General features: G+C 45.8%; 24 protein-coding genes. 5 read left to right on the forward strand and 19 right to left on the reverse strand.

The genetic code is table 11. From position 1 onward, the window contains the following. The first annotated feature begins 156 nt into the window (after positions 1-156). Positions 157-327: a DUF5325 family protein gene (locus ACRPK8_RS04495; RefSeq protein ID WP_432237104.1), complete on the forward strand. Its 171-nt coding sequence runs from the start codon at positions 157-159 to the stop codon at positions 325-327. A gap of 44 nt (positions 328-371) precedes the next feature. On the opposite strand, the gene ACRPK8_RS04500 is transcribed toward ACRPK8_RS04495, so the two are convergent. The 3 genes from ACRPK8_RS04500 to ACRPK8_RS04510 form a co-directional block, all read right to left on the reverse strand. Then, positions 372-1,157, reverse strand: coding sequence for an inositol monophosphatase family protein (locus tag ACRPK8_RS04500; protein WP_432237105.1), 786 nt, complete (start codon positions 1,155-1,157; stop codon positions 372-374). 124 nt (positions 1,158-1,281) lie between these two features. Beyond that, positions 1,282-1,470, reverse strand: a complete 189-nt coding sequence (locus ACRPK8_RS04505) for a hypothetical protein (RefSeq protein WP_432237106.1) — start codon at positions 1,468-1,470, stop codon at positions 1,282-1,284. Between the two features lie 284 nt (positions 1,471-1,754). Continuing rightward, positions 1,755-2,027, reverse strand: coding sequence for a UPF0223 family protein (locus ACRPK8_RS04510; protein WP_432237107.1), 273 nt, complete (start codon positions 2,025-2,027; stop codon positions 1,755-1,757). Positions 2,028-2,159: 132 nt separating this feature from the next. On the opposite strand from ACRPK8_RS04510, the gene ACRPK8_RS04515 reads away from it, so the two are divergent. Next, a complete protein-coding gene (locus ACRPK8_RS04515; protein ID WP_432237108.1) occupies positions 2,160-3,647 on the forward strand; it encodes an aminotransferase class I/II-fold pyridoxal phosphate-dependent enzyme in 1,488 nt (495 codons plus the stop codon). A gap of 49 nt (positions 3,648-3,696) precedes the next feature. On the opposite strand, the gene ACRPK8_RS04520 is transcribed toward ACRPK8_RS04515, so the two are convergent. The 5 genes from ACRPK8_RS04520 to pdhA all read right to left on the reverse strand — a co-directional run bounded on the left by ACRPK8_RS04520 (position 3,697) and on the right by pdhA (position 8,982). Then, positions 3,697-4,002, reverse strand: a complete 306-nt coding sequence (locus tag ACRPK8_RS04520; protein ID WP_432237109.1) for an SAV0927 family protein — start codon at positions 4,000-4,002, stop codon at positions 3,697-3,699. Positions 4,003-4,109: 107 nt separating this feature from the next. Next, the gene (gene lpdA / locus ACRPK8_RS04525; protein ID WP_432237110.1) at positions 4,110-5,522 is read right to left on the reverse strand and encodes a dihydrolipoyl dehydrogenase; all 1,413 of its coding nucleotides are present in this window, start codon (positions 5,520-5,522) and stop codon (positions 4,110-4,112) included. 3 nt (positions 5,523-5,525) lie between these two features. Then, the gene (locus ACRPK8_RS04530) at positions 5,526-6,818 is read right to left on the reverse strand and encodes a dihydrolipoamide acetyltransferase family protein (RefSeq protein ID WP_432237111.1); all 1,293 of its coding nucleotides are present in this window, start codon (positions 6,816-6,818) and stop codon (positions 5,526-5,528) included. 100 nt (positions 6,819-6,918) lie between these two features. After that, entirely contained in the window at positions 6,919-7,896 is a 978-nt protein-coding gene (locus tag ACRPK8_RS04535; protein ID WP_432237112.1) for an alpha-ketoacid dehydrogenase subunit beta, read from the reverse strand. 3 nt (positions 7,897-7,899) lie between these two features. Continuing rightward, the gene (pdhA, locus tag ACRPK8_RS04540) at positions 7,900-8,982 is read right to left on the reverse strand and encodes a pyruvate dehydrogenase (acetyl-transferring) E1 component subunit alpha (RefSeq protein ID WP_432237113.1); all 1,083 of its coding nucleotides are present in this window, start codon (positions 8,980-8,982) and stop codon (positions 7,900-7,902) included. Positions 8,983-9,359: 377 nt separating this feature from the next. Between pdhA and def the strand changes: the two genes are divergently transcribed. After that, complete coding sequence (gene def, locus ACRPK8_RS04545) at positions 9,360-9,899, forward strand: peptide deformylase (RefSeq protein WP_432237114.1); 540 nt, start codon at positions 9,360-9,362, stop codon at positions 9,897-9,899. 46 nt (positions 9,900-9,945) lie between these two features. Here the strand turns inward: def and rnjA are convergent, their stop codons facing one another. Beyond that, complete coding sequence (gene rnjA, locus ACRPK8_RS04550) at positions 9,946-11,613, reverse strand: ribonuclease J1 (protein WP_035406688.1); 1,668 nt, start codon at positions 11,611-11,613, stop codon at positions 9,946-9,948. Then, the gene (locus tag ACRPK8_RS04555) at positions 11,610-11,825 is read right to left on the reverse strand and encodes a DNA-dependent RNA polymerase subunit epsilon (protein ID WP_023468855.1); all 216 of its coding nucleotides are present in this window, start codon (positions 11,823-11,825) and stop codon (positions 11,610-11,612) included. The genes rnjA and ACRPK8_RS04555 overlap by 4 nt, the downstream gene beginning before the upstream one ends. Before the next feature lie 173 nt (positions 11,826-11,998). Here ACRPK8_RS04555 and ACRPK8_RS04560 point away from each other — a divergent pair, with 173 nt between their 5' ends. Next, the gene (locus ACRPK8_RS04560) at positions 11,999-12,775 is read left to right on the forward strand and encodes a Cof-type HAD-IIB family hydrolase (protein WP_432237115.1); all 777 of its coding nucleotides are present in this window, start codon (positions 11,999-12,001) and stop codon (positions 12,773-12,775) included. 38 nt (positions 12,776-12,813) lie between these two features. Here the strand turns inward: ACRPK8_RS04560 and ACRPK8_RS04565 are convergent, their stop codons facing one another. The 5 genes from ACRPK8_RS04565 to ACRPK8_RS04585 form a co-directional block, all read right to left on the reverse strand. Then, positions 12,814-13,482: a potassium channel family protein gene (locus tag ACRPK8_RS04565; RefSeq protein WP_432237116.1), complete on the reverse strand. Its 669-nt coding sequence runs from the start codon at positions 13,480-13,482 to the stop codon at positions 12,814-12,816. Between the two features lie 104 nt (positions 13,483-13,586). Next, positions 13,587-14,609: a cytochrome d ubiquinol oxidase subunit II gene (locus ACRPK8_RS04570; RefSeq protein ID WP_432237117.1), complete on the reverse strand. Its 1,023-nt coding sequence runs from the start codon at positions 14,607-14,609 to the stop codon at positions 13,587-13,589. A gap of 12 nt (positions 14,610-14,621) precedes the next feature. Next, complete coding sequence (locus ACRPK8_RS04575) at positions 14,622-16,019, reverse strand: cytochrome ubiquinol oxidase subunit I (protein ID WP_432237118.1); 1,398 nt, start codon at positions 16,017-16,019, stop codon at positions 14,622-14,624. A gap of 234 nt (positions 16,020-16,253) precedes the next feature. Next, positions 16,254-17,366: an N-acetyldiaminopimelate deacetylase gene (locus ACRPK8_RS04580; protein ID WP_432237119.1), complete on the reverse strand. Its 1,113-nt coding sequence runs from the start codon at positions 17,364-17,366 to the stop codon at positions 16,254-16,256. Then, a complete protein-coding gene (locus ACRPK8_RS04585) occupies positions 17,350-18,240 on the reverse strand; it encodes a LysR family transcriptional regulator (protein ID WP_053453890.1) in 891 nt (296 codons plus the stop codon). The genes ACRPK8_RS04580 and ACRPK8_RS04585 overlap by 17 nt, the downstream gene beginning before the upstream one ends. A 65-nt stretch (positions 18,241-18,305) precedes the next feature. Here ACRPK8_RS04585 and ACRPK8_RS04590 point away from each other — a divergent pair, with 65 nt between their 5' ends. Then, the gene (locus tag ACRPK8_RS04590; RefSeq protein ID WP_432237120.1) at positions 18,306-18,701 is read left to right on the forward strand and encodes a disulfide bond formation protein B; all 396 of its coding nucleotides are present in this window, start codon (positions 18,306-18,308) and stop codon (positions 18,699-18,701) included. 74 nt (positions 18,702-18,775) lie between these two features. On the opposite strand, the gene ACRPK8_RS04595 is transcribed toward ACRPK8_RS04590, so the two are convergent. From ACRPK8_RS04595 to ACRPK8_RS04610, 4 genes are all read right to left on the reverse strand, one after another. Then, positions 18,776-20,047 carry an FAD-dependent oxidoreductase gene (locus tag ACRPK8_RS04595; RefSeq protein ID WP_432237121.1) on the reverse strand — a complete coding sequence of 424 codons (1,272 nt, stop codon included), beginning with the start codon at positions 20,045-20,047 and terminating at the stop codon, positions 18,776-18,778. A gap of 115 nt (positions 20,048-20,162) precedes the next feature. After that, a complete protein-coding gene (nadE, locus tag ACRPK8_RS04600; protein ID WP_432237122.1) occupies positions 20,163-20,981 on the reverse strand; it encodes an ammonia-dependent NAD(+) synthetase in 819 nt (272 codons plus the stop codon). A 33-nt stretch (positions 20,982-21,014) separates the two neighbouring features. Then, positions 21,015-21,461 (reverse strand): BsuPI-related putative proteinase inhibitor, encoded by a 447-nt coding sequence (locus tag ACRPK8_RS04605; RefSeq protein WP_432237123.1) that lies wholly within the window; start codon positions 21,459-21,461, stop codon positions 21,015-21,017. A gap of 79 nt (positions 21,462-21,540) precedes the next feature. Next, positions 21,541-21,753: a hypothetical protein gene (locus ACRPK8_RS04610; protein WP_432237124.1), complete on the reverse strand. Its 213-nt coding sequence runs from the start codon at positions 21,751-21,753 to the stop codon at positions 21,541-21,543. Positions 21,754-22,027 lie beyond the last annotated feature (274 nt).

Raw genomic sequence — 22,027 nt, forward strand, 5'->3', positions numbered from 1 at the left:
ATAAATCTTATCATACTTTCGGTCAACTTTATGAGTATAGCACAGGTAGAGTCCAAATTGGCAATGACTAAGATTCAACATCCGTCCGAAAGCCTTTTCATTATGCTACATTCGCGCTACACTGTTAACGTACTCACGGATAGAGGGGGAAAATACATGCGTCTGCTCTTTTTATTACTCGCCATACTTGCCGTAGGGTCGATGGCGGCCATCGGCATTTTCATCGCTGAACAGAATGTGCCGTTGACGATCGCCTCTGTCGTCTTGATGATTGTTGCAATGGGCGTCGGTTTCGTTCTAAAGGCACGTTTGCGCAAACAGGCTTGACCTCAAAAGGTTCCTTTCGTCTAAAACGAAAGAAACCTTTTTTGTTAGTCCTGCTTCTGTTGAACGAATGTCAACACGTCCTCAACGAACGTTTGACTTCCTGCTAAAACGCTTGTTTGATCAAGAAAAGTCATCGGTTCGCCGGTAATTGTACCGACACGTCCTCCGACCTCTTCAATCAGTAACTGACCGGCAGCATAATCCCATGGCATGTTTCGCATCGTAATATACCCATCAACGCGTCCCGCAGCCGTCCATGCAAGTTCAAGGGATGCTGCGCCGATTGCCCGTACACCTACTGCATGTCGGACAAGCGGCGCCAGGCGTTCCGTATCAATTCGCCGGTTCGGCGTTACCCACGTCGCATTCATGCAAATGATTGCCTCTTTGACACTTCGTTCTTCCAGTTTCGGTAATCGGATTCCGTTTTGATACGCTCCCTGTCCTTTAATGACATGAAACAGTTCGTCTGCCATGACGTCATACACAAATCCATACCGCAATTCACCATCCACCATGACGGCAATCGAAATCGCAAACATCCGTTTTTGACGGATGAAGTTCATCGTTCCATCAATGGGATCAACGAACCAGATCGTCCCGGAAAGTGTATCGGGACGCGCGATTCTTCCTTCTTCTCCATAAATATGATGGACGGGATACCGTTCAAGGATTCCTTTAATCAATAAATCTTCAACCGATTGATCAATTTCCGTCACGAGATCACTTTTACCGGTCTTTTGTTCGATATGATAGGATCCATCGATGTTCTCACGTATATACTTCCCCGCTCGTTTAATCAAATCTATCGCATCCAACTCGATTTGCATCTCACTTCACTCCTCTATGATCATTTCCAGCTTCTTCTATAGTAACAAAAAAAGAAAACCAGCGAATGATTCGCTGGTCGAAGGATTCGTATTTTATTATAAGGTAGAAATGAGAACGTTGAAATCAGGCTTCAAGACGTACCATTTCTTGGCGATATTTTTCAAGACGCTCTTTACTTGCGTCAACAGCTTCTGCGTCACTTGCCACCATGGCATCATGCAATGTAGCAAGCTCATAATCGATTTCAAGACGCAGTACAGGAATGCGTTTTTCTGCATCTTTTCTTTTGTATGCTTCTATCACTTGTTTCACAGTAACCACACTCCTTCGCGGGATAAACAGAGGTTTAATTTGTCAGACAATTGCGACTTATTAGTGGATTGAATCTATAATAGTACGATTCAACTTAGATGTAAAGCATCTAATTTTAAAAAATACAGTTTCACATAGTTGTAAGGACAACGTCTTGTATGTACTATATAGCCGCTTCCTTTCCACTTTAAACAATTGTTGATCATTTTCCGCACATTTCCAGTTCCATTCTATAGAAAAGACTCCCTATTCAAGATAGGAAGTCTACTCCATTAATGGCGGGATTATTTCTTCATTCGAACAATCGGACTGTCCTGCTGCTTCGCTTGTTTCATCGTGCGATAACTGGAGCATCCTGTTTCTTCAAAGTAAAACTGATCCCATTGCTTCTCCTCGGACTTCGAGGTGACGATGTGTTTAAACGTTCGATACGCATCGAGCAGTCGCTGCCGATCAACACCTGTCTCATACGCCTGTTCGACTAGATTAAAGAAGTCGATGACTTTTACGATTTCTTCGGTCGACCAATCGGAATTGAGCGGATAATTCAATGCCATCATTTCCACTTCCTTTCTGCACTTTTCTATTTTACACGGAAAAGAAGCATAAAACAGTTGCAACCGCCTGAAAACTTGTTATAGTTAGCTTGTTTGATTGTATTTTTATTCGGTTCTAAGGGGGGAAATCTGGTGCAAACAAAAAGCTTAACACAGCTCGATACACCTTTATTCGATGCGCTACTTGCGCATGCGAAACGTCAACCAATTCAATTTCATATTCCCGGTCATAAAAATGGTCAAGGAATGGATCCAGCCTTTCGATCGTTCATCGGTCAAAATGCGCTCGATATCGATTTAATCAATATCGCTCCTCTTGATGATCTCCATCATCCAAAAGCCATCATTAAAGAAGCTCACCAACTGGCAGCTCAAGCCTTCCATGCGGATGATACATTCTTCTCTGTTCAAGGAACCTCAACGGCAATCATGGCGATGATCATGAGTGTCGTCGGTCCGGATGATAAGATTCTCGTTCCTCGGAACGTGCATAAATCGGTGATGTCAGCTATCGTTCTTTCTGGTGCGCACCCGATTTTCATCCATCCTGAGTTTGATGAGACATTCGGTATTGCACATGGCATCACACCAAGCGCCGTAGAACGGGCTCTCTCACTTCACCCCGATACAAAAGCGGTCCTTGTCATCAACCCGACCTATTTCGGCGTCGCTGGCGACTTGGAGAGCATCGTCAAGCTCGCCCATGGTAAAGGTATTCCGGTTCTCGTCGATGAGGCACACGGTGTCCATATCGCATTTCACGAGGACATGCCATTGTCCGCAATGCAAGCAGGTGCCGACCTCGCCGCGACAAGTGTCCATAAACTTGGTGGATCACTCACAGGTAGTTCAGTTCTGAACGTTCGCCGTGGACTCGTTTCGCCGGATAAGGTCCAAGCGGTGCTCTCGATGTTGACGACGACATCGACATCCTATCTATTGCTTGCTTCTCTTGACTGTGCACGACGTCATCTTGCGATCAATGGGGAAGCGATGAATCGTCGGGCGCTCGAACTTGCGACACGGATGCGTTTCGGATTAGCGAAGCTGCCTTATCTTGCGGTCTTCGGTGAATCGGATTTGCATTCGAGTGCCACGTTCGCCTTCGATCCGACGAAAGTGCTCGTTTCCGTCAAAGGGCTTGGCGTCTCCGGTCATCTTGTAGAGGAGTTCTTACGCGATGAGCACCGCATTGAAGTCGAACTATCCGATTTGAATAACATCCTCGTCATCATTACGTCTGGTGATTCGGAAGAGACGATTGATGCATTCCTCCATGCGATGTCGTTACTGGTAGCACGTTATCAACATAACGGTGCTGAAGCGACGGATCACTCGATTGTTCTTCCGGACATCCCAGCGCTTGCGCTTAGCCCACGTGATGCGTTCTATGAAGAGACAGAGACGATTCCGTTAGTCGATGCGGTCGGTCGGATTTCAGCTGAATTCATGATGGTATATCCGCCAGGTATTCCGATCTTCATTCCAGGTGAAATGATTACAGCCGACAACCTTGCCTATATTAAAGAAAACATCGAAGCCGGTCTTCCGGTCCAAGGTCTTGAAGATCATTCGCTTGAGACGATCAAAGTCATCCAGCAATCGAATGCAATTCGCTAAAGACTAGAAAAAGCAGCAATCCTTACGAAATGAGGATTGCTGCTTTTTCTCATTCTCCATATTCATCATTTGGGGAACATGGAATGAATGCCGCCAATGCTTCACCAACCGCTTCGACATCATCCCGTTCAATCGCAAATGTCCGGCTTAACACTTCCTCGTTCAACACATCCTGTTGATCGAGTAACGCCGACTGACCACCGGTTAAACTGATGACGAGTACTTTCCCGAAGAACTGTCCTGTACAGACGACAGCAAAATCATAGCGGGCATGTGCAGTCGTCCAGCCGATGAAACGGACCTTATCCATTTCTGAAACGTAATAGAGCTCCTCCAAGGCAGTCACGGATGCCATGTGCGTCCACCCTCTCCGTTTTTTTATCCTTTTCCTTTTTTGAATCAAGACCAAACAAAAAAACACCTCATACACGGTCGGCTCCCCGTGCATGAGGTGTTTCATAATTATTTAATGATGTGGATCGGGCTACCGATCGCCACTTCAGCAGTTTCCATTGCGATTTCACCGAGTGATGGGTGCGCGTGGATTGTGAGTGCGATATCTTCAGCAGTCATACCAGACTCGATAGCGAGTCCCATTTCAGCGATCATATCAGAAGCGCCTGTACCAGCGATTTGCGCGCCGATCAAGAGACCATCTGATTTACGAGTGATCATTTTCAAGAAGCCGTCTGGCTCGTTGAGTGCAAGTGCACGACCATTCGCAGCGTAAGGGAATTTAGACGCGATGTAATCGAGTCCTTCTTCTTTCGCTTGCGCTTCCGTGTAACCGACTGTCGCGAGTTCTGGGTCTGTGAAGACGACCGCTGGAATCGCGCTGTAGTCGAGGTATGCAGGGTGTCCTGCAGCTGCTTCAGCAGCAATTTTAGCTTCGAATGAAGCTTTGTGTGCAAGTGGTGGTCCTGGAACGATATCACCGATTGCGTAGATGTTTTCGTTCGAAGTACGGCACTGATCGTCGATTTCAACAAGACCGCGGTCGCTGACTTTGACTTCTGCCATTTCAAGACCGAGATCGCTTGTGTTCGGACGGCGACCGACAGTGACGAGGACATAGTCCGCTTCAACTGTTTGTGCTTCACCGTTGACTTCGAATGTTACTTTTACGCCGTCTTCCGACTCTTCCACACTTTGAGCAAGTGCTTCGTTGTGGATCGTGATGTTCCCTTTTTGTTTGAGCTTTTTCTTAACGACTTGCGTCATAGCAGGCTCAAAACCAGAAAGGATATCTTTTGTTCCTTCAAGAATGACGACTTCTGTATCGAAGTTCGCATACGCTGTACCAAGCTCCATCCCGATGTATCCACCACCGATGACGATGAGTTTTTTCGGGATTTCAGGAAGGTTCAATGCGCCTGTTGAAGAAAGAACGCGTTTCGACCATTTGAAAGCTGGAAGTTCGATTGGAGTCGAACCTGTCGCGATGATACATTTCTTGAATTTGTAAGGAGTCGAAGAATCTTCGTTGATGATACGGACTGTATCTTCTGATTGGAAGTACGCTTCCCCAACGACAGTCTCGACTTTGTTCCCTTTAAGAAGACCACTAACGCCGCCAGTCAATTTGTTGACGACAGATTGTTTCCAAGATTGAACTTTCGAGAAATCGACAGTTGCATTCTCAGAAGTGATTCCCATGTCGCTTGAACCTTTAGCATGCTGGAAGTTGTGTCCTGCAGTGATCAAGGCTTTTGACGGGATACATCCAACGTTTAAGCAGACACCGCCGACGTTTTCACGTTCAACGATTGTGACTTTCATACCGAGTTGCGCGCCGCGGATTGCAGCAACGTAACCACCAGGGCCAGCCCCGATTACGAGTAAATCTGTTTCTTGTGCGAATTCACCTACTACCATTGCTTATCCCTCCATGATGAGAAGTTGTGGGTCGTTCAATAGACGTTTAACTAAGTTAAGCGCATTTTGTGCAGTTGCACCATCGATGAGACGGTGGTCGAAGCTGAATGAAAGTGCAAGAACTGGTGCAGCAACGATTTCGCCGTTTTTAACGACTGCTTTTTCAGCGATACGGCCGATACCGAGGATTGCCACTTCTGGGTGGTTGATGACTGGTGTGAACCACTGACCGCCAGCAGAACCGATGTTAGTGATCGTGATTGATCCGCCTTTCATCTCGTCGCCAGAAAGTTTACCTTCGCGTGCTTTACCAGCAAGATCGTTGATGTCGTCAGCGAGTGAGAAGATCGATTTACGATCTGCATCTTTAACGACTGGTACGACAAGACCGTTGTCCGTATCTGCAGCGATACCGATGTTGAAGTAGTTTTTGTAGACGATTTCTTCGTTGACATCGTCGATTGATGCGTTGATAGCTGGGTATTTTTTAGCAGCAGCAGTCAATGCTTTGACGACGAACGGAAGGTAAGTCAATTTCGTACCTTGAGCAGCCGCAACTTCTTTGAAGTTTTTACGGAGTGCTACGAGGTTCGTAACATCGACTTCGTCCATGAGTGTTACGTGTGGAGCTGTATGTTTCGAGTTAACCATTGCTTTCGAAATCGCTTTACGGATTCCTTTGATTTTCTCGCGTGTTTCGAGTTCAGGTTGAGCAGCAACATATGGCTTAACTTCTGTTTTTGGTGCAGAAGCAGCTGCAGCTGGTGCTTTTTCTTCTGTTGCTGGTGCTTCAGAAGTTTGACCACCGTTTGCGAATGCATCGATGTCTTCTTTGACGACACGACCGTTGTCTCCAGAACCTTGGACTTCACGGATGTCGACACCTTTTTCACGTGCATATTTACGGACAGAAGGCATTGCGATAACGCGTTCTGATTTATGGATTTGAACCTCGTTCGGTTTATCTTCCACTTTTTGATCCGTATCTTGAACGTCTTTCGCGTTGTCTTCAGCTTTTGGTTGCTCTGCTTCTTCAGAAGGAGCAGACCCTTCGCCTTCGACTTCGAATGAGATGAGGACGTCGCCTACGACAGCTACGACACCTTCGTCCACTTTTACATCTTTGACCGTACCATCAACTGGTGATGGGATTTCAACGACTGCTTTATCGTTTTGTACTTCAAGAAGAACGTCGTCTTCCTTGACAGTGTCGCCCGCTTTTACGAACCACTTTACGATTTCACCTTCATGAATACCCTCACCGATATCCGGCAATTTGAATTCAAATAAACCCATTTGAATATGCCTCCTTTTAGTTCACTCTTCTAGTCGATTGTTATCTGTAAAAACGGAAGCAAGGAGAGAATGGACCCCTCTCCTCTTTTCCGGATTGCTCTTAGAAATTGTAGACAGTTTTGACTTTCTCGACGATATCTTTATGATCTGGGATCCAAACGTCTTCCCCTTGTGCGAACGGGAAGATTGTATCTGGTGCAGCAACACGAAGAATCGGTGCTTCGAGGTCAAGGATGGCACGTTCTTGGATTTCAGTAGCGACCATCGCAGCGACACCCGCTTGTTTTTGTGCTTCTTGAACGACGACGACACGGTTTGTCTTTTTAACAGACTCAAGAATCGTATCGATATCGATTGGGCTGATTGTCATCAAGTCGATGATTTCGACGCTGATGTTTTCTTTTTCGAGCTCTTCCGCTGCTTTAAGTGAAGCGTGTACCATCGCACCGTAAGTGACGATCGTCACGTCTGTACCTTCACGTTTTACATCTGCTTTTCCGAGTTCGATTGTGTAGTCGCCCTCTGGCACTTCACCGCGGAATGAACGGTAGAGTTTCATGTGCTCAAGGAAAACGACTGGGTCGTTGTCACGGATTGACGCGATCAAGAGACCTTTTGCATCGTAAGGTGTTGAAGGAATGACAACTTTAAGTCCTGGTGACTGAGCCATGAGTCCTTCGAGGTTATCTGCGTGAAGTTCCGGTGTCTTAACACCGCCACCGAATGGTGAACGGATTGTAACAGGTGCACTGTATGTGCCGCCTGAACGGTAACGGAGACGCGCAAGTTGTGCTGCGACTGAATCGAAGACTTCGAATACGAATCCGAAGAATTGGATTTCCATGATTGGACGGAATCCTGTCAGACTGAATCCGACAGCAAGACCACCAATACCTGATTCCGCAAGTGGTGTATCGAAGACGCGGTCTTCGCCGAGCTCATCTTGAAGACCTTCTGTCGCACGGAATACCCCACCGTTTTTACCGACGTCTTCACCGAACAAGAGAACTTGTTCGTCGCGTTTCATCTCGACGCGCATTGCGTCAGTGATCGCTTGGATCATCGTCATTTGTGCCATGGGTTATTTCGACTCCTTTGCTGTATACTCATCAAGCTGCTCTTGCAGGTTTTGTGGAAGCTTTTCAGCCATCACGTTGATGAAATCTGTAACTTTTTGTTTTGGTTCTTTGTCAGCTTGTGCAAGTGCTTCCTTCACGTCAGCTTTTGCTTGCTCGATGACTTCGTTCTCTTTCTCTTCGTTCCAAAGACCTTTTGCTTCCATGAACGCACGGAAACGGATGAGTGGATCTTGTGCTTGGTACTCATCATCCATGTCTTTTGTACGGTAACGTGTTGGATCATCACCAGCGAGTGTGTGTGGTCCGTAACGGTAAGTCAATGTTTCAATCAATGTCGGAACACCGTTGAGTGCTTCAACACGCGCTTGTTTCGTAGCTGCGTAGACAGCGAGAACGTCCATACCGTCGACTTGGATACCATTGATCCCAGCAGCGACAGCTTTTTGAGCGATTGTTTTCGCCATTGATTGCTTTTCGACTGGTGTCGAGATAGCGAAACGGTTGTTTTGAACGACGAAGATAGCAGGTGCTTTGAAAGCTCCAGCGAAGTTCATCCCTTCATAGAAGTCCCCTTGTGAAGAACCACCATCACCTGTGTAAGTGATCGCAACTTGTTCTTTACCACTTTTCTTAAGACCAAGAGCAACACCAGCCGCTTGAACGATCTGCGCACCGATGATGATTTGCGGCATTAAGACGTTAACATCTTCAGGAATCTTACCACCTGTAACGTGACCACGTGAGAACAAGAATGCTTTGTAAAGTGGGAAACCATGGAAGACCATTTGTGGAATATCACGGTATCCAGGAAGAATCCAGTCCTCTTTGTCCAAAGCGAATTGCGTACCGATCATTGACGCTTCTTGTCCAGCTACTGGAGCATAGAAACCAAGACGTCCTTGACGGTTAAGTGAGATTGCACGTTGGTCCCAGATACGTGTGTATACGAGACGGCGCATTAATTCCGTAAGCTCTTCGTCCGAGAGATCTGGCATAGCGTCTTTGTTGACGACTTCACCTTTCTCGTCAAGAATGCGGAACGTTTCAAAGTTTTCTTCCACGTTTTTAAACATGTTTACGTTCATCTTTTCACCTCATCCTTTCACTGCGTTCAGCGAAATATTCCTCTGACTGATTTGCCCACATGACAATAGTGTCCAAAAAACGAAGTCCCGTGTGACTATCCTTTGAACATGTGTCTGTGTACCTATTCAGTTGAGTAAACTGTATTATCATGAATCGACACGGTATAGTGTCTTGTTCATTACGTTACAAGTATAAATCTGTAACACCTTAAAATCAAAGGAAATGTTTTATTTTTTTCGCTCTTCATATTGTGAATTCAATCACAAAACTAGAATATTCCATCTTCTGTATCATTCGATAATTTCCTGCTGTGTTAGTTGTCATCATTCCCCACTTTCCTATGCTATACTTTTTGTAGACGAAAGGAGTGTTGTTCATGATTACCATGAATGAAATCGTACGCGAAGACGTTCCGGCTCTTCACGAACGGTCAGTCGAAGTGACCTTCCCTCTCAGCGATGAGGATAAGGAAACGATGCGACTCATGCGCGAGTTCCTCGCCAACAGTCAAGATGATGAAATTGCGAAGAAATACGATTTAAGAAGTGGCATCGGACTTGCAGCGCCACAAATCGGTGTCAACAAGCGCATGTTCGCGATCCGCTTACCGGATGGTGATGATGTATTGGAATTCGGTATCTATAACCCAAAAATCATCAGCCATTCTGTCGAGCAGACCTATTTAACGGGCGGCGAAGGATGTTTGTCCGTCGATCGTGAAGTCGAAGGACATGTACCGCGCTATATGCGTATTACCCTAACTGGCATCGATCATAACGGAAATCCTGTAAAATTACGGTTAAAAGGGATGAAAGCCATCGTCTGCCAACACGAATACGACCATCTAGATGGTGTCATGTTCTATGATCGGATTGATAAAAAAGAACCGTTTAAGGAATACGGTCCTGCCACGTAATACAAAAATCCTCGTTTCCGTTTTCGGAGACGAGGATTTTTTTGAATCAGACTTCCATGATGATCGGCATGACCATCGGATGACGTTGTGTTTTTTCTGTTAAATACGGTGTGAGCGTATCATTGATGACTTGTTTGATGTCCGTCCATTTCGTATTACGGTTCGCAAGCGATTGATCAAGTGAACGCTTGAGTAGACGTTCCGCATCTTTGATCAGATTGCCTGATTCACGCATGTAGACGAAACCACGCGAGATGATATCCGGTCCTGAGACGAGACGGTTCGTCTTCGAGTCAAGTGTGACGACGACGACGACAAGTCCTTCTTCAGACAGGATCCGGCGGTCGCGCAGGACGATATTTCCGATATCACCGATTCCTTTTCCGTCGACATAGACGGCATTTGCTTGAATCTTACCAGTGATAGCAGCAGCATTTGCATCAAGTGCGAGGACTTCACCGTTATCCATGACGAAACAGTTCTCTTCCGGTACACCAGCATCCATCGCAAGCGACATATGCTTCTTCAGCATCCGGTATTCCCCGTGAATCGGCATGAAATACTTTGGATTCAGTAGACGTAACATGAGCAATTGCTCTTGTTGACTACCGTGACCCGATGTATGGATATCGTTTAACTTACCGTACATGACATCGGCTCCAGCTTTATACAGCTGGTTGATCGTCTTCCCGACGGAAACGACGTTTCCTGGGATTGGTGACGAAGAGAAGATGACGAGATCATCCGGAATGATTGAGATTTGACGGTGCGTTCCGTTTGCGATCCGGCTAAGAGCCGCCATCGGTTCCCCTTGTGAACCCGTACAAAGAATCGTTAATTCATTCGATTTATAACGTTTCATCTCATTCGGCTCAATGATGGTTCCTTTTGGCGCCTTAATGAAATCGAGTTCTTGACCGATCATCATGACCTTGTCCATGCTTCGTCCGAAGACCACGATTTTACGTCCTGCTTCAACAGAAGCGTTGACAACCTGTTGTAGACGATAGATGTTTGACGCAAACGTCGCGAAGATGATTCGTCCTTCCGCTTTGCGGAAGATGTCTGAGATCGTCTCTCCGACGACACGTTCACTCATCGTAAACCCTTCCACTTCCGCATTCGTTGAATCCGACAAGAGACAAAGAACGCCTTCTTTACCAAGCTCGGCCATTTTTGCTAAATCAGCAGGTTCTCCGACTGGTGTGAAATCGAACTTGAAATCGCCCGTATGAACGATGTTCCCTTGTGGTGTTTTAACGACGACACCGAACGAATTCGGAATCGAGTGGGTCGTCCGGAAGAATGAGATGCTTGTCTTGCGGAACTTGATGATTGAATCTTCATCGATTTCATGCAATTCTGCATTTCGAAGCAAACCGTGCTCTTCGAGTTTCACTTTGATGAGTCCCATCGCAATCTTTCCTGCGTAAATCGGTAAGTTGACTTGTTTAAGCAAGAAAGGCAGTCCGCCAATGTGGTCTTCGTGACCGTGGGTGATGAAGACCCCTTTGACCTTGTCCTTGTTCTTGATCAAGTACGTGTAATCTGGAATGACATAGTCGATTCCGAGTAATTCGTCTTCTGGGAACATGACACCGGCATCAATGACGATGATCTCATCTTGGAATTGAACGACATACGTGTTCTTTCCGATTTCCCCAAGTCCACCGAGTGCGAAGACGGCGGCTTGATGGTTTTTGACGAACTTCATTCGAACGTCGCAACCTTAAAGTCAGGATGTTGTTGTTCGTATGTCAAAAATTCTCCACTGACTTCGCGGATGAACTCGATGTTGATATCTTTAAGGTGGTCAATCGTTGATCGCACGTCACGAATGCTTTCCCCTTCTACATACATCGTTTCTGTCCGTTCGCGAACAGGTGCTTCCGAACGAAGCGGTTGGTAAAATACTTTAAAAATCATGCCTAGCAACTCCTTATCAGTACATTGTTTTTTGTCCTTAGTACAGTATACACGATACACGGACTATTTTTCATCCTTATTCCGCATGTTCCCTTCCGGCAACACGCTTTTGGTTATGCTATACTTTCACATGAACAGGTCGATAAGACCAATTAAAAAGAGAAGGTGAAACCATGGCAAATCAGAAAGTCGTCTTTTTCGATATCGACGGAACCTTATTGCATGATGGTCATTTTGTTCCGGAATCAACAAAACAGGCAATTCGTAAGCTTCAGGAAAACGGTGTGTATGTAGCGCTTGCAACCGGACGCGGACCTGCTATGTTATCCGGCATCCGCGAACTGCTCAATATCGATACAATCATCGGTTACAACGGGCAAATCGTCGTTCATCAAAATGAGATTATCTACAAACGTCCCCAACCAAAGACAGATTTGACACACTTGACGCAACAAGCGAAGGAAAATGGACATACACTCGTCTACCTTGGTGAAACAACAGGCTTCACGACGAAAGCAAATGATTTTCATGTCGTCGATTCGCTAGGTGATCTCGACATGCCGTTACCGGTTCACGATGAAGAGGCCTTTTTATCACATGATGTGTTTCAAACGCTTGTCTACTGTACGGCGGAAGAAGAAGCCGAGTACGTCAAGCGGTATGATGCGTTTGATTTCATTCGCTGGCATCCCCATGCGATGGATGTCATCAATGTCGGTTCTTCGAAAGCGGAAGGCATCAAACAGTTCCTGAAGCTGACGAACATTCGCCGGGAGGATACCTTTGCTTTTGGGGACGCCCTCAACGATTTAGAGATGCTCCGCTACGTCGGTACTGGTATCGCGATGGGCAACGGCCTTCCGGAAACGAAAGCCGCTGCTGACTATGTCACGAAATCGATTCTAGACGACGGCATCGCACATGGTCTTAAGGAATTCCAACTCATTTGATCGATATATACAAAAGCTGAGGCGTGCCTCAGCTTTTTTTAGTTCTTTACTTTATGGATAGCCCGTTCTAATCGATCAAGGTCTTCATTTTCACCAATGACGACAAGATAATCCCCTTTTTCAATCATCTCGTCCGCCTGAAGAGAAATCATGACCGTTTCGCCACGTTTAATCGCAACGACGTTCGCCCCATACTTACTTCGGAGATCGAGATCAATCAACGTTTTATTCGCCATCTTGTCACTGACTTTGATTTCGACGATCGAAAACTCTTGTGATAAATCCAGATAGTCGAGAATATTTGAACTCATCAAACCGTTTGCAATTCGGACACCCATGTCTCGCTCCGGATGAACGATGAAATCCGCACCGATTTTCCGCAATACCTTTTCATGGTAATCATTCGTCGCTTTAACGGTAATCGATTGTACGCCTAATTCCTTTAAAATCAATGTCGTTAAGATAGACGCTTGAATGTTCTCACCGATAGCGACGATGACATGATCAAAGTTTCGAATCCCGAGACTTTTCAAGACATTTTCATCTGTCGTATCTGCAATGACCGAGTGCGTCGCAATTCCCATGAATTCATTGACTCGCTCTTCGTCTGAATCAATCGCTAAGACATCGTAACCATTTTTTGATAGTTCTCGGACGATAGAGCCACCAAAACGCCCTAGTCCAATTACTGCAAACTCTCCATTCATTTTCACAACTCTCCTTCACAATCGCTCTTCCTTAGTAGTGTACCCGATTCATTTTAAAATTACTATAAACGCCCCTGCGATTCGCAGAGGCGTTTATTCATCCATTATTTTGAGGATCTCCCACGTACATAATCGTTATCGAACAAGAAGAGTCGTAAAATCAAGTACAACGCCGGAATCAAGAGTAAGAGCCCGAAGATGAAGACGACGACGAGTGCGGAAGCCATCGTTTCGTTAACGACCGCTTTGTTGATATCGATATATGGATACAAGATATACGGTAAGTGCGTATAACCGTAACCGAACCATGCCACTCCATACTGTAGCATGACCGCAACGAAGGCAATCCCATAATTCTTCTTCATGTAGACAAGTGTCACAGCGATGAGGAAGAAAATGAAACTTGCAGCAAACCACCACCAGTTTCCGTTCAGGATGTTTTCATAATGCCATGCGGCTTGATTTTTCAAACCGAAGAAGACAAGTGCACAGACAAGAATCGTCGGTCCGCTCCAGAAAAGGGCCCATTTACGAATCAAAGGAGTTGCACCTTCATCCTTCGCTTTATCTGCATAAAACAGTAAAAACATGGCACTGATGTACAAAACGGATACGATTGCGAGCGCTACGACTGTCCACGAATAGAAATTCGAAAACAGTTTTGTACCTAGAAATTCGACCGTTTCATTCGTTTTCCGGATGAAACCACCTTGACTGATCGTCAACGTCGTCGACATCGCTGCCGGAATCAAAAGACCCGTTGCACCGTATAGGAATGTATAGAACATACTGTTATTAGAGCCATAATTGGCAAAGGCATAAAAACTACCACGAATCGCAATCAATACGAGTACGATGGAGGCCGGTACGAGTAAAGCCGTACCAAAATAATAAGCCGTATCCGGGAAGAACCCGACAAGTCCGACGAAGAAGAAGACGAAGAAGACGTTCGTTACCTCCCAGACAGGAGAGAGGTAACGAAGAATCAAGCGATTCGTTAAATGGTCTCGCTTCGTGTATTTCGAATAGAAAGCATAAAATCCAGCACCGAAGTCAATTGAGGCAACGATGAGATATCCGTACAGGAAAGTCCAAAGGACCGTAATCCCTAGTGTTTGAACGTCCAAATCGTTCCCTCCTTACTTGTTATCATCGACGAACATTGCTTCACCACGCGCGTGGTGGTTCTCAGCAAGTTCTTGAAGTTCTTTACCGACAGGGTTTTTCTTGAACATCCGTAACAAGACAACCGTACAAATCGTTCCGAGCACCAGATACAGCGCACTGAATAGAATCAGCATCGGACCAACGGCTGTTGACGTCGTCGCCGCATCCGCTGTTCGCATGATGCCATAAAGCGTCCAAGGTTGACGACCGATTTCAGCATACATCCATCCGGCTTCGATCGAAATCATCGCTAGCGGACCACCGATGAATACCCCTCGTAAAATCCACTTGTTATAGGGATTCAGTTTTTTCAAGCGGAACGCTAGGATGAACAAGGCGGAGATAGCTGCCAGATACATCCCGATCGATACCATGATATCGAAGAAGTAGTGGACGATCAATGGTGCCTGATCTTCTTTTGCAAACTCGTTTAGACCAATGACTTCCGTGTTCGGTGCTCCCCCTGCAAGAATCGAGAGTGCATATGGAATTTTGACGGCACCCTTGATTTCATAACTACCGTCTTCTTGTTGATCCAGAATACCACCGAAAATCAGTTCGGCTTCACTGGTCGTATCAAAATGCCATTCCGCAGCTGCTAGTTTTTCCGGCTGGTATTTCGCTAAATATTTCCCTGAGAAGTCACCGACAAGTGCTGTCGAGAACGCGAAAATCAGACCAGCCATGACAGTTAGACGAAGTGCCTTTTTGTGATACGCCGTTTCTGCTGCTGAAATCGTTTTTTTCCGAAGCAGATGGAACGCTGCAATCGCCGCTAAGATAAAGGCAACTGTCAAGTATGCCGAGACGATGACGTGTGTCGCTTTCGTCGGTGTAGCAGTGTTGAACATTGCTTTTAACGGTTCGATTTGCGTCAATGTACCATTGACGATCTTAAATCCTTCAGGTGAGTTCATGAATGAGTTGACCGTCGTGATGAAGAACGCTGATGCTGTCGCACCAATGACGACCGGAATTCCGATCAACCAGTGCAACCATGGGTTTTTGAAACGGTCCCATGTGTACAGGTAGATCCCAAGGAAAATCGCTTCAAAGAAGAATGCAAATGTCTCCATGAATAGCGGTAAGGCAATCGTTTGGCCAGCTACCTGCATGAGTGACGGCCAAAGTAATGATAGTTGCAGCCCGATTGCTGTCCCTGTTACGACACCGACTGCTACGGTGACGACATATCCACGCGTCCACCGTCTTGCTAATAAAATATAATCCGGATCTTTTCGTTTCAGACCGATGAATTCAGCTGCCAGTACCATGAGCGGTACCCCGACGCCAATCGTCGCGAATATAATGTGAAACGCTAGTGTGAGCCCTGTCAACAATCGACTGAGCACTACGGGATCATTGAACATGTATATAGCCCCCTCTTCCTAAAACATACTTCTCTATATGGTCTATAACCGTATCATAGAGAACATAACCCTTTGTGTCTGTTTATAATGTTTGATGTAACAAATTGTTCACATATGCACGTGATTTTCTTCACAAAATGTTCGAAAACTCTTATTCCTACATATATAAAAAGCTTTCCCGTTCTTGAATTCGAAAGGGAAAGCTGTAATTCCTTTATTATTCTATAAAACTTTTTAAACATATTCCCGGAAGTAGTGGTCGAGTAAATCGATGACGAATGGGATCGCTGCTTCATCTGGGTTCAACGTTGGTTGATGCAGACCTGATGTCGGATTATCGACACCGAGCCAAAACATCATGCCGGGAATTTCTTTAAGCATGAAACCGAAATCTTCACCGGTCATCGCTGCATCACATTCGATGTAGTTCGCATTCATTTTAACGAACGATGAAAATTTATCGACGATATGCTGGTCGTTGACGACCTCGTAGTATCGATTTCCGAATTGAAGATCAATCTTGACCCCGAACGATGCTTCGATTCCCCGAATGATTTCACGGACACGACGCTCTAATTTCTCCATATCTTCTCCATTTAGTGCACGCATCGTACCGTCAAGGACTGCTTTTCCGGCAATGACGTTCTCACGAATACCTGCATCCACTCTACCGATCGTAATGACACTGCAGTTCATCGGATTGATCGAACGGCTGACAATCGTCTGTAATTGCATGATGAGAGCGGCTTGCGCGACGACCGTATCAATCGTCAAGTGAGGAAATGCTGCATGACCGCTTTGTCCATAAATCGTGATATGGACTTCCCGAGCACTTGCAAACAGGACACCCGGGCGACTCGCAATCGTACCGACTGGATATTCTGGTGCCACGTGTAGACCATACATCTCACTTGGACGATATTTTTCGAACAACGGACTTTTGATCATCGGCTCCGCCCCGCCCGGACCTTCTTCCGCTGGTTGGAATAAAAAGACGACATCATCCATGACCGGGAGTTCGACGATCCGTTGCATCAAGCCTAGCGCAATCGACGTATGCATATCGTGACCACAGGCGTGCATGAAGCCTGGATGTTCCGAGCAAAACGGCAGTCCTGTTGCTTCTTCGATCGGCAATCCATCAATGTCCGCTCGGTAACCGATCGTCCGGTTTCCCGTCAATCCTTTCACCCGGACAAAGACACCTGTTTCGAATGTATCATACGTGACACGGTCTGGTGGATAGGCACGAATTTGTTCCAATATAAAAGCTTGCGTCTTAAATTCCTTGAACCCCGGTTCTGGTATTTTATGAAGCGCGCGCCGCATTTCAATGGCGTATTCCATCTGACTGACTTCCTCCTTCTTCTTTTACGATGTCCCAAAACGCTTGGACTTGTTTTAATTCAAGCATCGATTCCGTAGATAAGATCCACGTATCTCGCTTCAGCACTTTTCCGGATGAGGTTTTCAACGGAAGTTGCATGACTTCATTCGAATGTTGGATCGTCGATTCGGGCAGGATAGCAAAACCGATTCCATGTAACGCCATCTGTTTGCATGTCTCGATTTGATCGACGACAAGTGTCCGGGATGGTGGACTTGCAAACCGATCTTGCCACCATTCTAAAATTTCTTGGTAATAGGTCGAATCACTCTTGAACTGGATGAACGGTCGATCCGTCACCCGCAACTGCTCGATTGACGTCAGCTCACTATCGACAAGATAGAGCGGATCGGAGAACAGGCGCTCTTTGACACCTTTCCAATCCGGATTCCCGCGAATGATACCGATATGAAAATGCTCTTCCAACATATGACGCATCATTTCACTCGACCATCCTGTCACGAGCTGAACGCGAACATGCGGGTAACGTTCGACGAATCGTTTCAAGACACGCGGCAGCCAGTACTGACCCATGATGGAGGCAACGGCAATCCGAAGCGTTCCGTAGACAGCACCTTCTTCTGCCGTCAATTCACTTTTTAGTTCAAGTTCTTTTCGATTCATCTCTTTTGCGAGACCGATCACTTTTTCTCCTTGCGGGGTGATGCTTAAGCCGCGCGATGAACGGATGAACAGTTTTGTTCCCCAACGTCTCTCAATCGCAACGAGACGTTGACTAAGCGCAGGTTGTGAGACGAATAGTCGTTCCGCTGCTCTTCTCATGTTCAATTCTTCCGATAGGGTGATCAACATTTCCATTTCTGACACTTGCAATGTGAGATTCGACTCCTCATGATATAAGATGGCATTAGTTTAACATGTTAGAAAGGACGATACATATGACACGCTATCATTTTATGTTCATCATCTCAACGATTGCAACGCTTGGCAGTCTCTATTTCAGTGAAATTCGCGGGTTCATTCCTTGTCCGCTCTGTTGGTGGCAACGGCTCTTCATGTACACGACAGCCTTTTATTTGCTTATTTCCTTATTCCGGTCGAAAACGATTGATCCTCTATTCGTTCGTCTGTATGTGCTGGCCGGTTTTGGTGTTGCCCTATACCATGTCATCCTTGAGCGCTTACCGGATGGCGAAGCTTTATGTACGAGCGGATGCCTCATCAAATGGGTCAACTACTTTGGTTTCTTGACGATTCCGATGATGAGCCTGATCGCCTTTACGTTACTCTTGATTCTAGCATGCTACCCAAAACGTTCGAACGACGAAGCATAAGGTGTAAACTCTTTAAAGGACTAAAAAATAAGGAGAAGCCGATTACGCGCTTCTCCTTATTTCTATCATGTGAATCATTTCCATCGATTAAAGACGTTCACGGCGCTTGAGAACGCTAACTCTGAGAGTTGCCCCGTCCCTTCACACCAGTCTCCGACAAATGCAACGTCCGCATGTTCAGGAAGTTGTGTCGAAAGTGGTGCCTGTCCCATTTTCCATTTGATTTCTTGAACGATCGCCCGTTTAATCGTCCGTTCCGCAACGACCCGTTGTCGCCAATCTGAAAAGTGTAAGTCTAACATCTGTTCGATTCCGCTTCGCACGTGATCGATGTATTCGGGATCCTCTAGCCGCCTGTGATCAAGATAGGCGATCGCTTGAAGGACTTGACCATCTTTCGGCGCAAGACTTGCGTCATAATGGGATAAATCCGTGATGAACGCACGATGCGACCGATCATAGATATAGGAATAAGGGGTTTGGATATAAGGCTGTAATCCAAGATCGTAGACGAATACTTCGACCGGTTCATGACTGGCGTATGGCGTGACGAATTGTTGAATGGCAGATGGCGTCGCCATTTTAACGATTTCACGCGGCGGTATGGCAAAAATCAGCCGGTCGACCATCCACTCCTGTTTTTTTCGATCCCGAATCAGAAATCCTGTCGTCGTGGATTCAGCTGCTGTGATTTTCGCTTTTTTCAGAATCATCCCTCGGTTTTCTAAAATGATCCGCTCTAACTCCTGCACTAGTCCCTGCCATCCTCCCTCGATATAAGAGACCGGCTTACGTGTCCGAAACAGTTTTTGATAGTACTCGAAATAAACGTTCGACGGAATCTTCTCCGGCTCCGCTGTAAAAAAGTTCGTCGATGCCAAATCAAGCATCAATTGTGCGACTGGTTCATCGACCCGTTCCGTTATTAACCATTGTCCGATCGATTGTTGCGGATCGCCGCGCTCGACTCGTAAAATCGTTTTGATGATTTCCCACGTAAACCGTACTTTATCCGTTCCTTCGATGACTTCCGTTTTAAGCAATCCCCAAGCATTTGCAGGTACTGCCGTTAAATGGCCGGAAAACTCATATTTTGCACGACTTGCTGAAAAATCGAGCCACGTCACTTCAATACCGAGTTGTTTCGTTAATTTCCGAAGAATCGATTGATCTCGTCCATATATGGCATGTGCCCCGTAATTAAACGTATATCCTTTCACGGTTTGAGAGGTGGCACGTCCTCCGAGTAACCCGGCATCCCAAAGCGTGACCTTTTCCCCTTGTTTTGCGAATAGTGCCGCCGCTGTCAATCCAGATAACCCTCCACCTATGATACCAATCGTCATCTCTTCGCCTCCTCCACCATCATTTCTAGTCTTTTCCCCTAACCGTCGAAGAGAAATCGAAGAACACCAAAAAAGACGTGATTTCGCTCACGAAATCACGTCTTTTTATTCACGATTAGGCTTTCCACCAGTCATCGAGTGGTGAAACCGGCATATGATGCTTATGCCCAACACGTTTGTATTGCGTCTCTAACTTGTCTTGGCTTGAGGCAGAAACCGTCTTGCCTTCCAAGTAATCATCGATTTCTTCATACGTCATACCGAGTGCAACTTCGTCCGGTAATGCTGGACGATTTTCCTCAAGATCTGCCGTCGGAATTTTTTCAATCAAGACCTCCGGTGCGTTCAAATGACGTAACAGCTGTTTACCTTGACGTTTGTTTAATCCAGTCAATGGTGTCAGGTCGCAGGCACCGTCACCGTGTTTCGTATAAAATCCAGTGACGAACTCGGCTGCGTGATCCGTTCCGACGACAAGACAACCGTAATGGGCAGCCAAATCATACTGGCTTTTCATACGTTCCCGCGCTTTCGTATTTCCTTTACTGAAATCAGAGAGCGTTGCTCCTGTTGCCTCTTCGAATGCTCGCATCGATGCTTCGACCGCCGGTTTGATATTTACACGGAGTGAATGATCCGGTTGAATGAACGTCAATGCCGTTTGGGCATCTGCTTCATCCTGCTGTTCTCCGTAAGGTAAGCGGACTGCGTAAAATGCGACATCTTTCCCTTCTTCTTTTCGTAGCTCTTCAACCGCTAGTTGGCATAGACGTCCCGCAAGCGATGAATCTTGTCCGCCAGAGATACCCAAGACAAATCCTTTAGCCCCTGTATGTTTTAAGTATGCCTTTAAGAAGGATACACGTTCGCTTACTTCCTGTGCTGGATCAATGACAGGTTTTACACCTGTCACCTGGATGATTTCTTGTTGCATGAATCTCTTCACTCCTTCACATTTTTTTATTTGTCACTTTGAATCAAGCGCTTGTCGATCCGTCGTTTGTTTCTCATTTGCTCCCTTGAACTGTCGAACCGTCGAAACTCGCACTTCCGTACTATCGTTTGCAAGTGAAGCCGGTACTTCAACCGTGTATCGTTTACTTTCTCGCTTCGCGAACGTATCCTTTTCAATCGCTTGTGTGAATACTTGTTCTTTCTCAAAATCATACGTTACACGTTGTTTCGCATCAATTAATTGTGCTTGAAAACGTTGTGAGGAGGGATACGTCACGGTTACACTGTGATCATTCGGATTCGTTAACGAAATGTCTAATTGCATCATGTCGTCCTGCTTTGTCGTTTTGACCGTGATCTGAATCGGTTCGTTCATCGTTTTTGTTGCCTGTTGTTTCTTTTCCTGGCAACCTGCTAAACAAACAGTAAGAAGAAGTAGAACGAAAAAGAGACGTTTCATCTCATCCCTCCTTATCTCCATTCATTTTATCACAAAAAAAAGCGAGAGAGGTTCCTCCTCTCTCGCTGCTTGCCCGTTCTTACGCTACCGGTAAAGTCGATGCTTTCATTTTGAATGAAAACAATTGTTCAAGCCCTGTTGCAAATAATTCGTCACAGATATCTTCTGCTGCATTTACTGGTGCAACTAATGTAATCGTCCGACTATCAATTGTTTCAATCGTGACATACACGCCCGATTCCGTCCGTTCCTTGTATCCTACTGCTAAATCTGTTTCAGCGAAAAGTAACATATCCCCGATTCTCCCCTTTTCTCATTCATATGCCCAGCCAAGAGATGACCTACATGTTTCGAATTCGTTATTGTAGGTTTACTGTACCAAAGAGCTGAAACAAGAAGAGGATTGTCATTCGACATTTCATTTCAAAACTATATTTCAGAACGCCGAGGAATTATTTGGAATCTACTATATAGTTGTTACATACAAACGATTTAACGAGCATTTCCAACACGTTTCATTTCGATTTCAAAAAGATGACAAGAAGAATTTGATTATTTTACCATCA

It is taken from the genome of Exiguobacterium sp. TDN 0502, assembly GCF_050846835.1.
Taxonomy (GTDB): domain Bacteria; phylum Bacillota; class Bacilli; order Exiguobacteriales; family Exiguobacteriaceae; genus Exiguobacterium_A.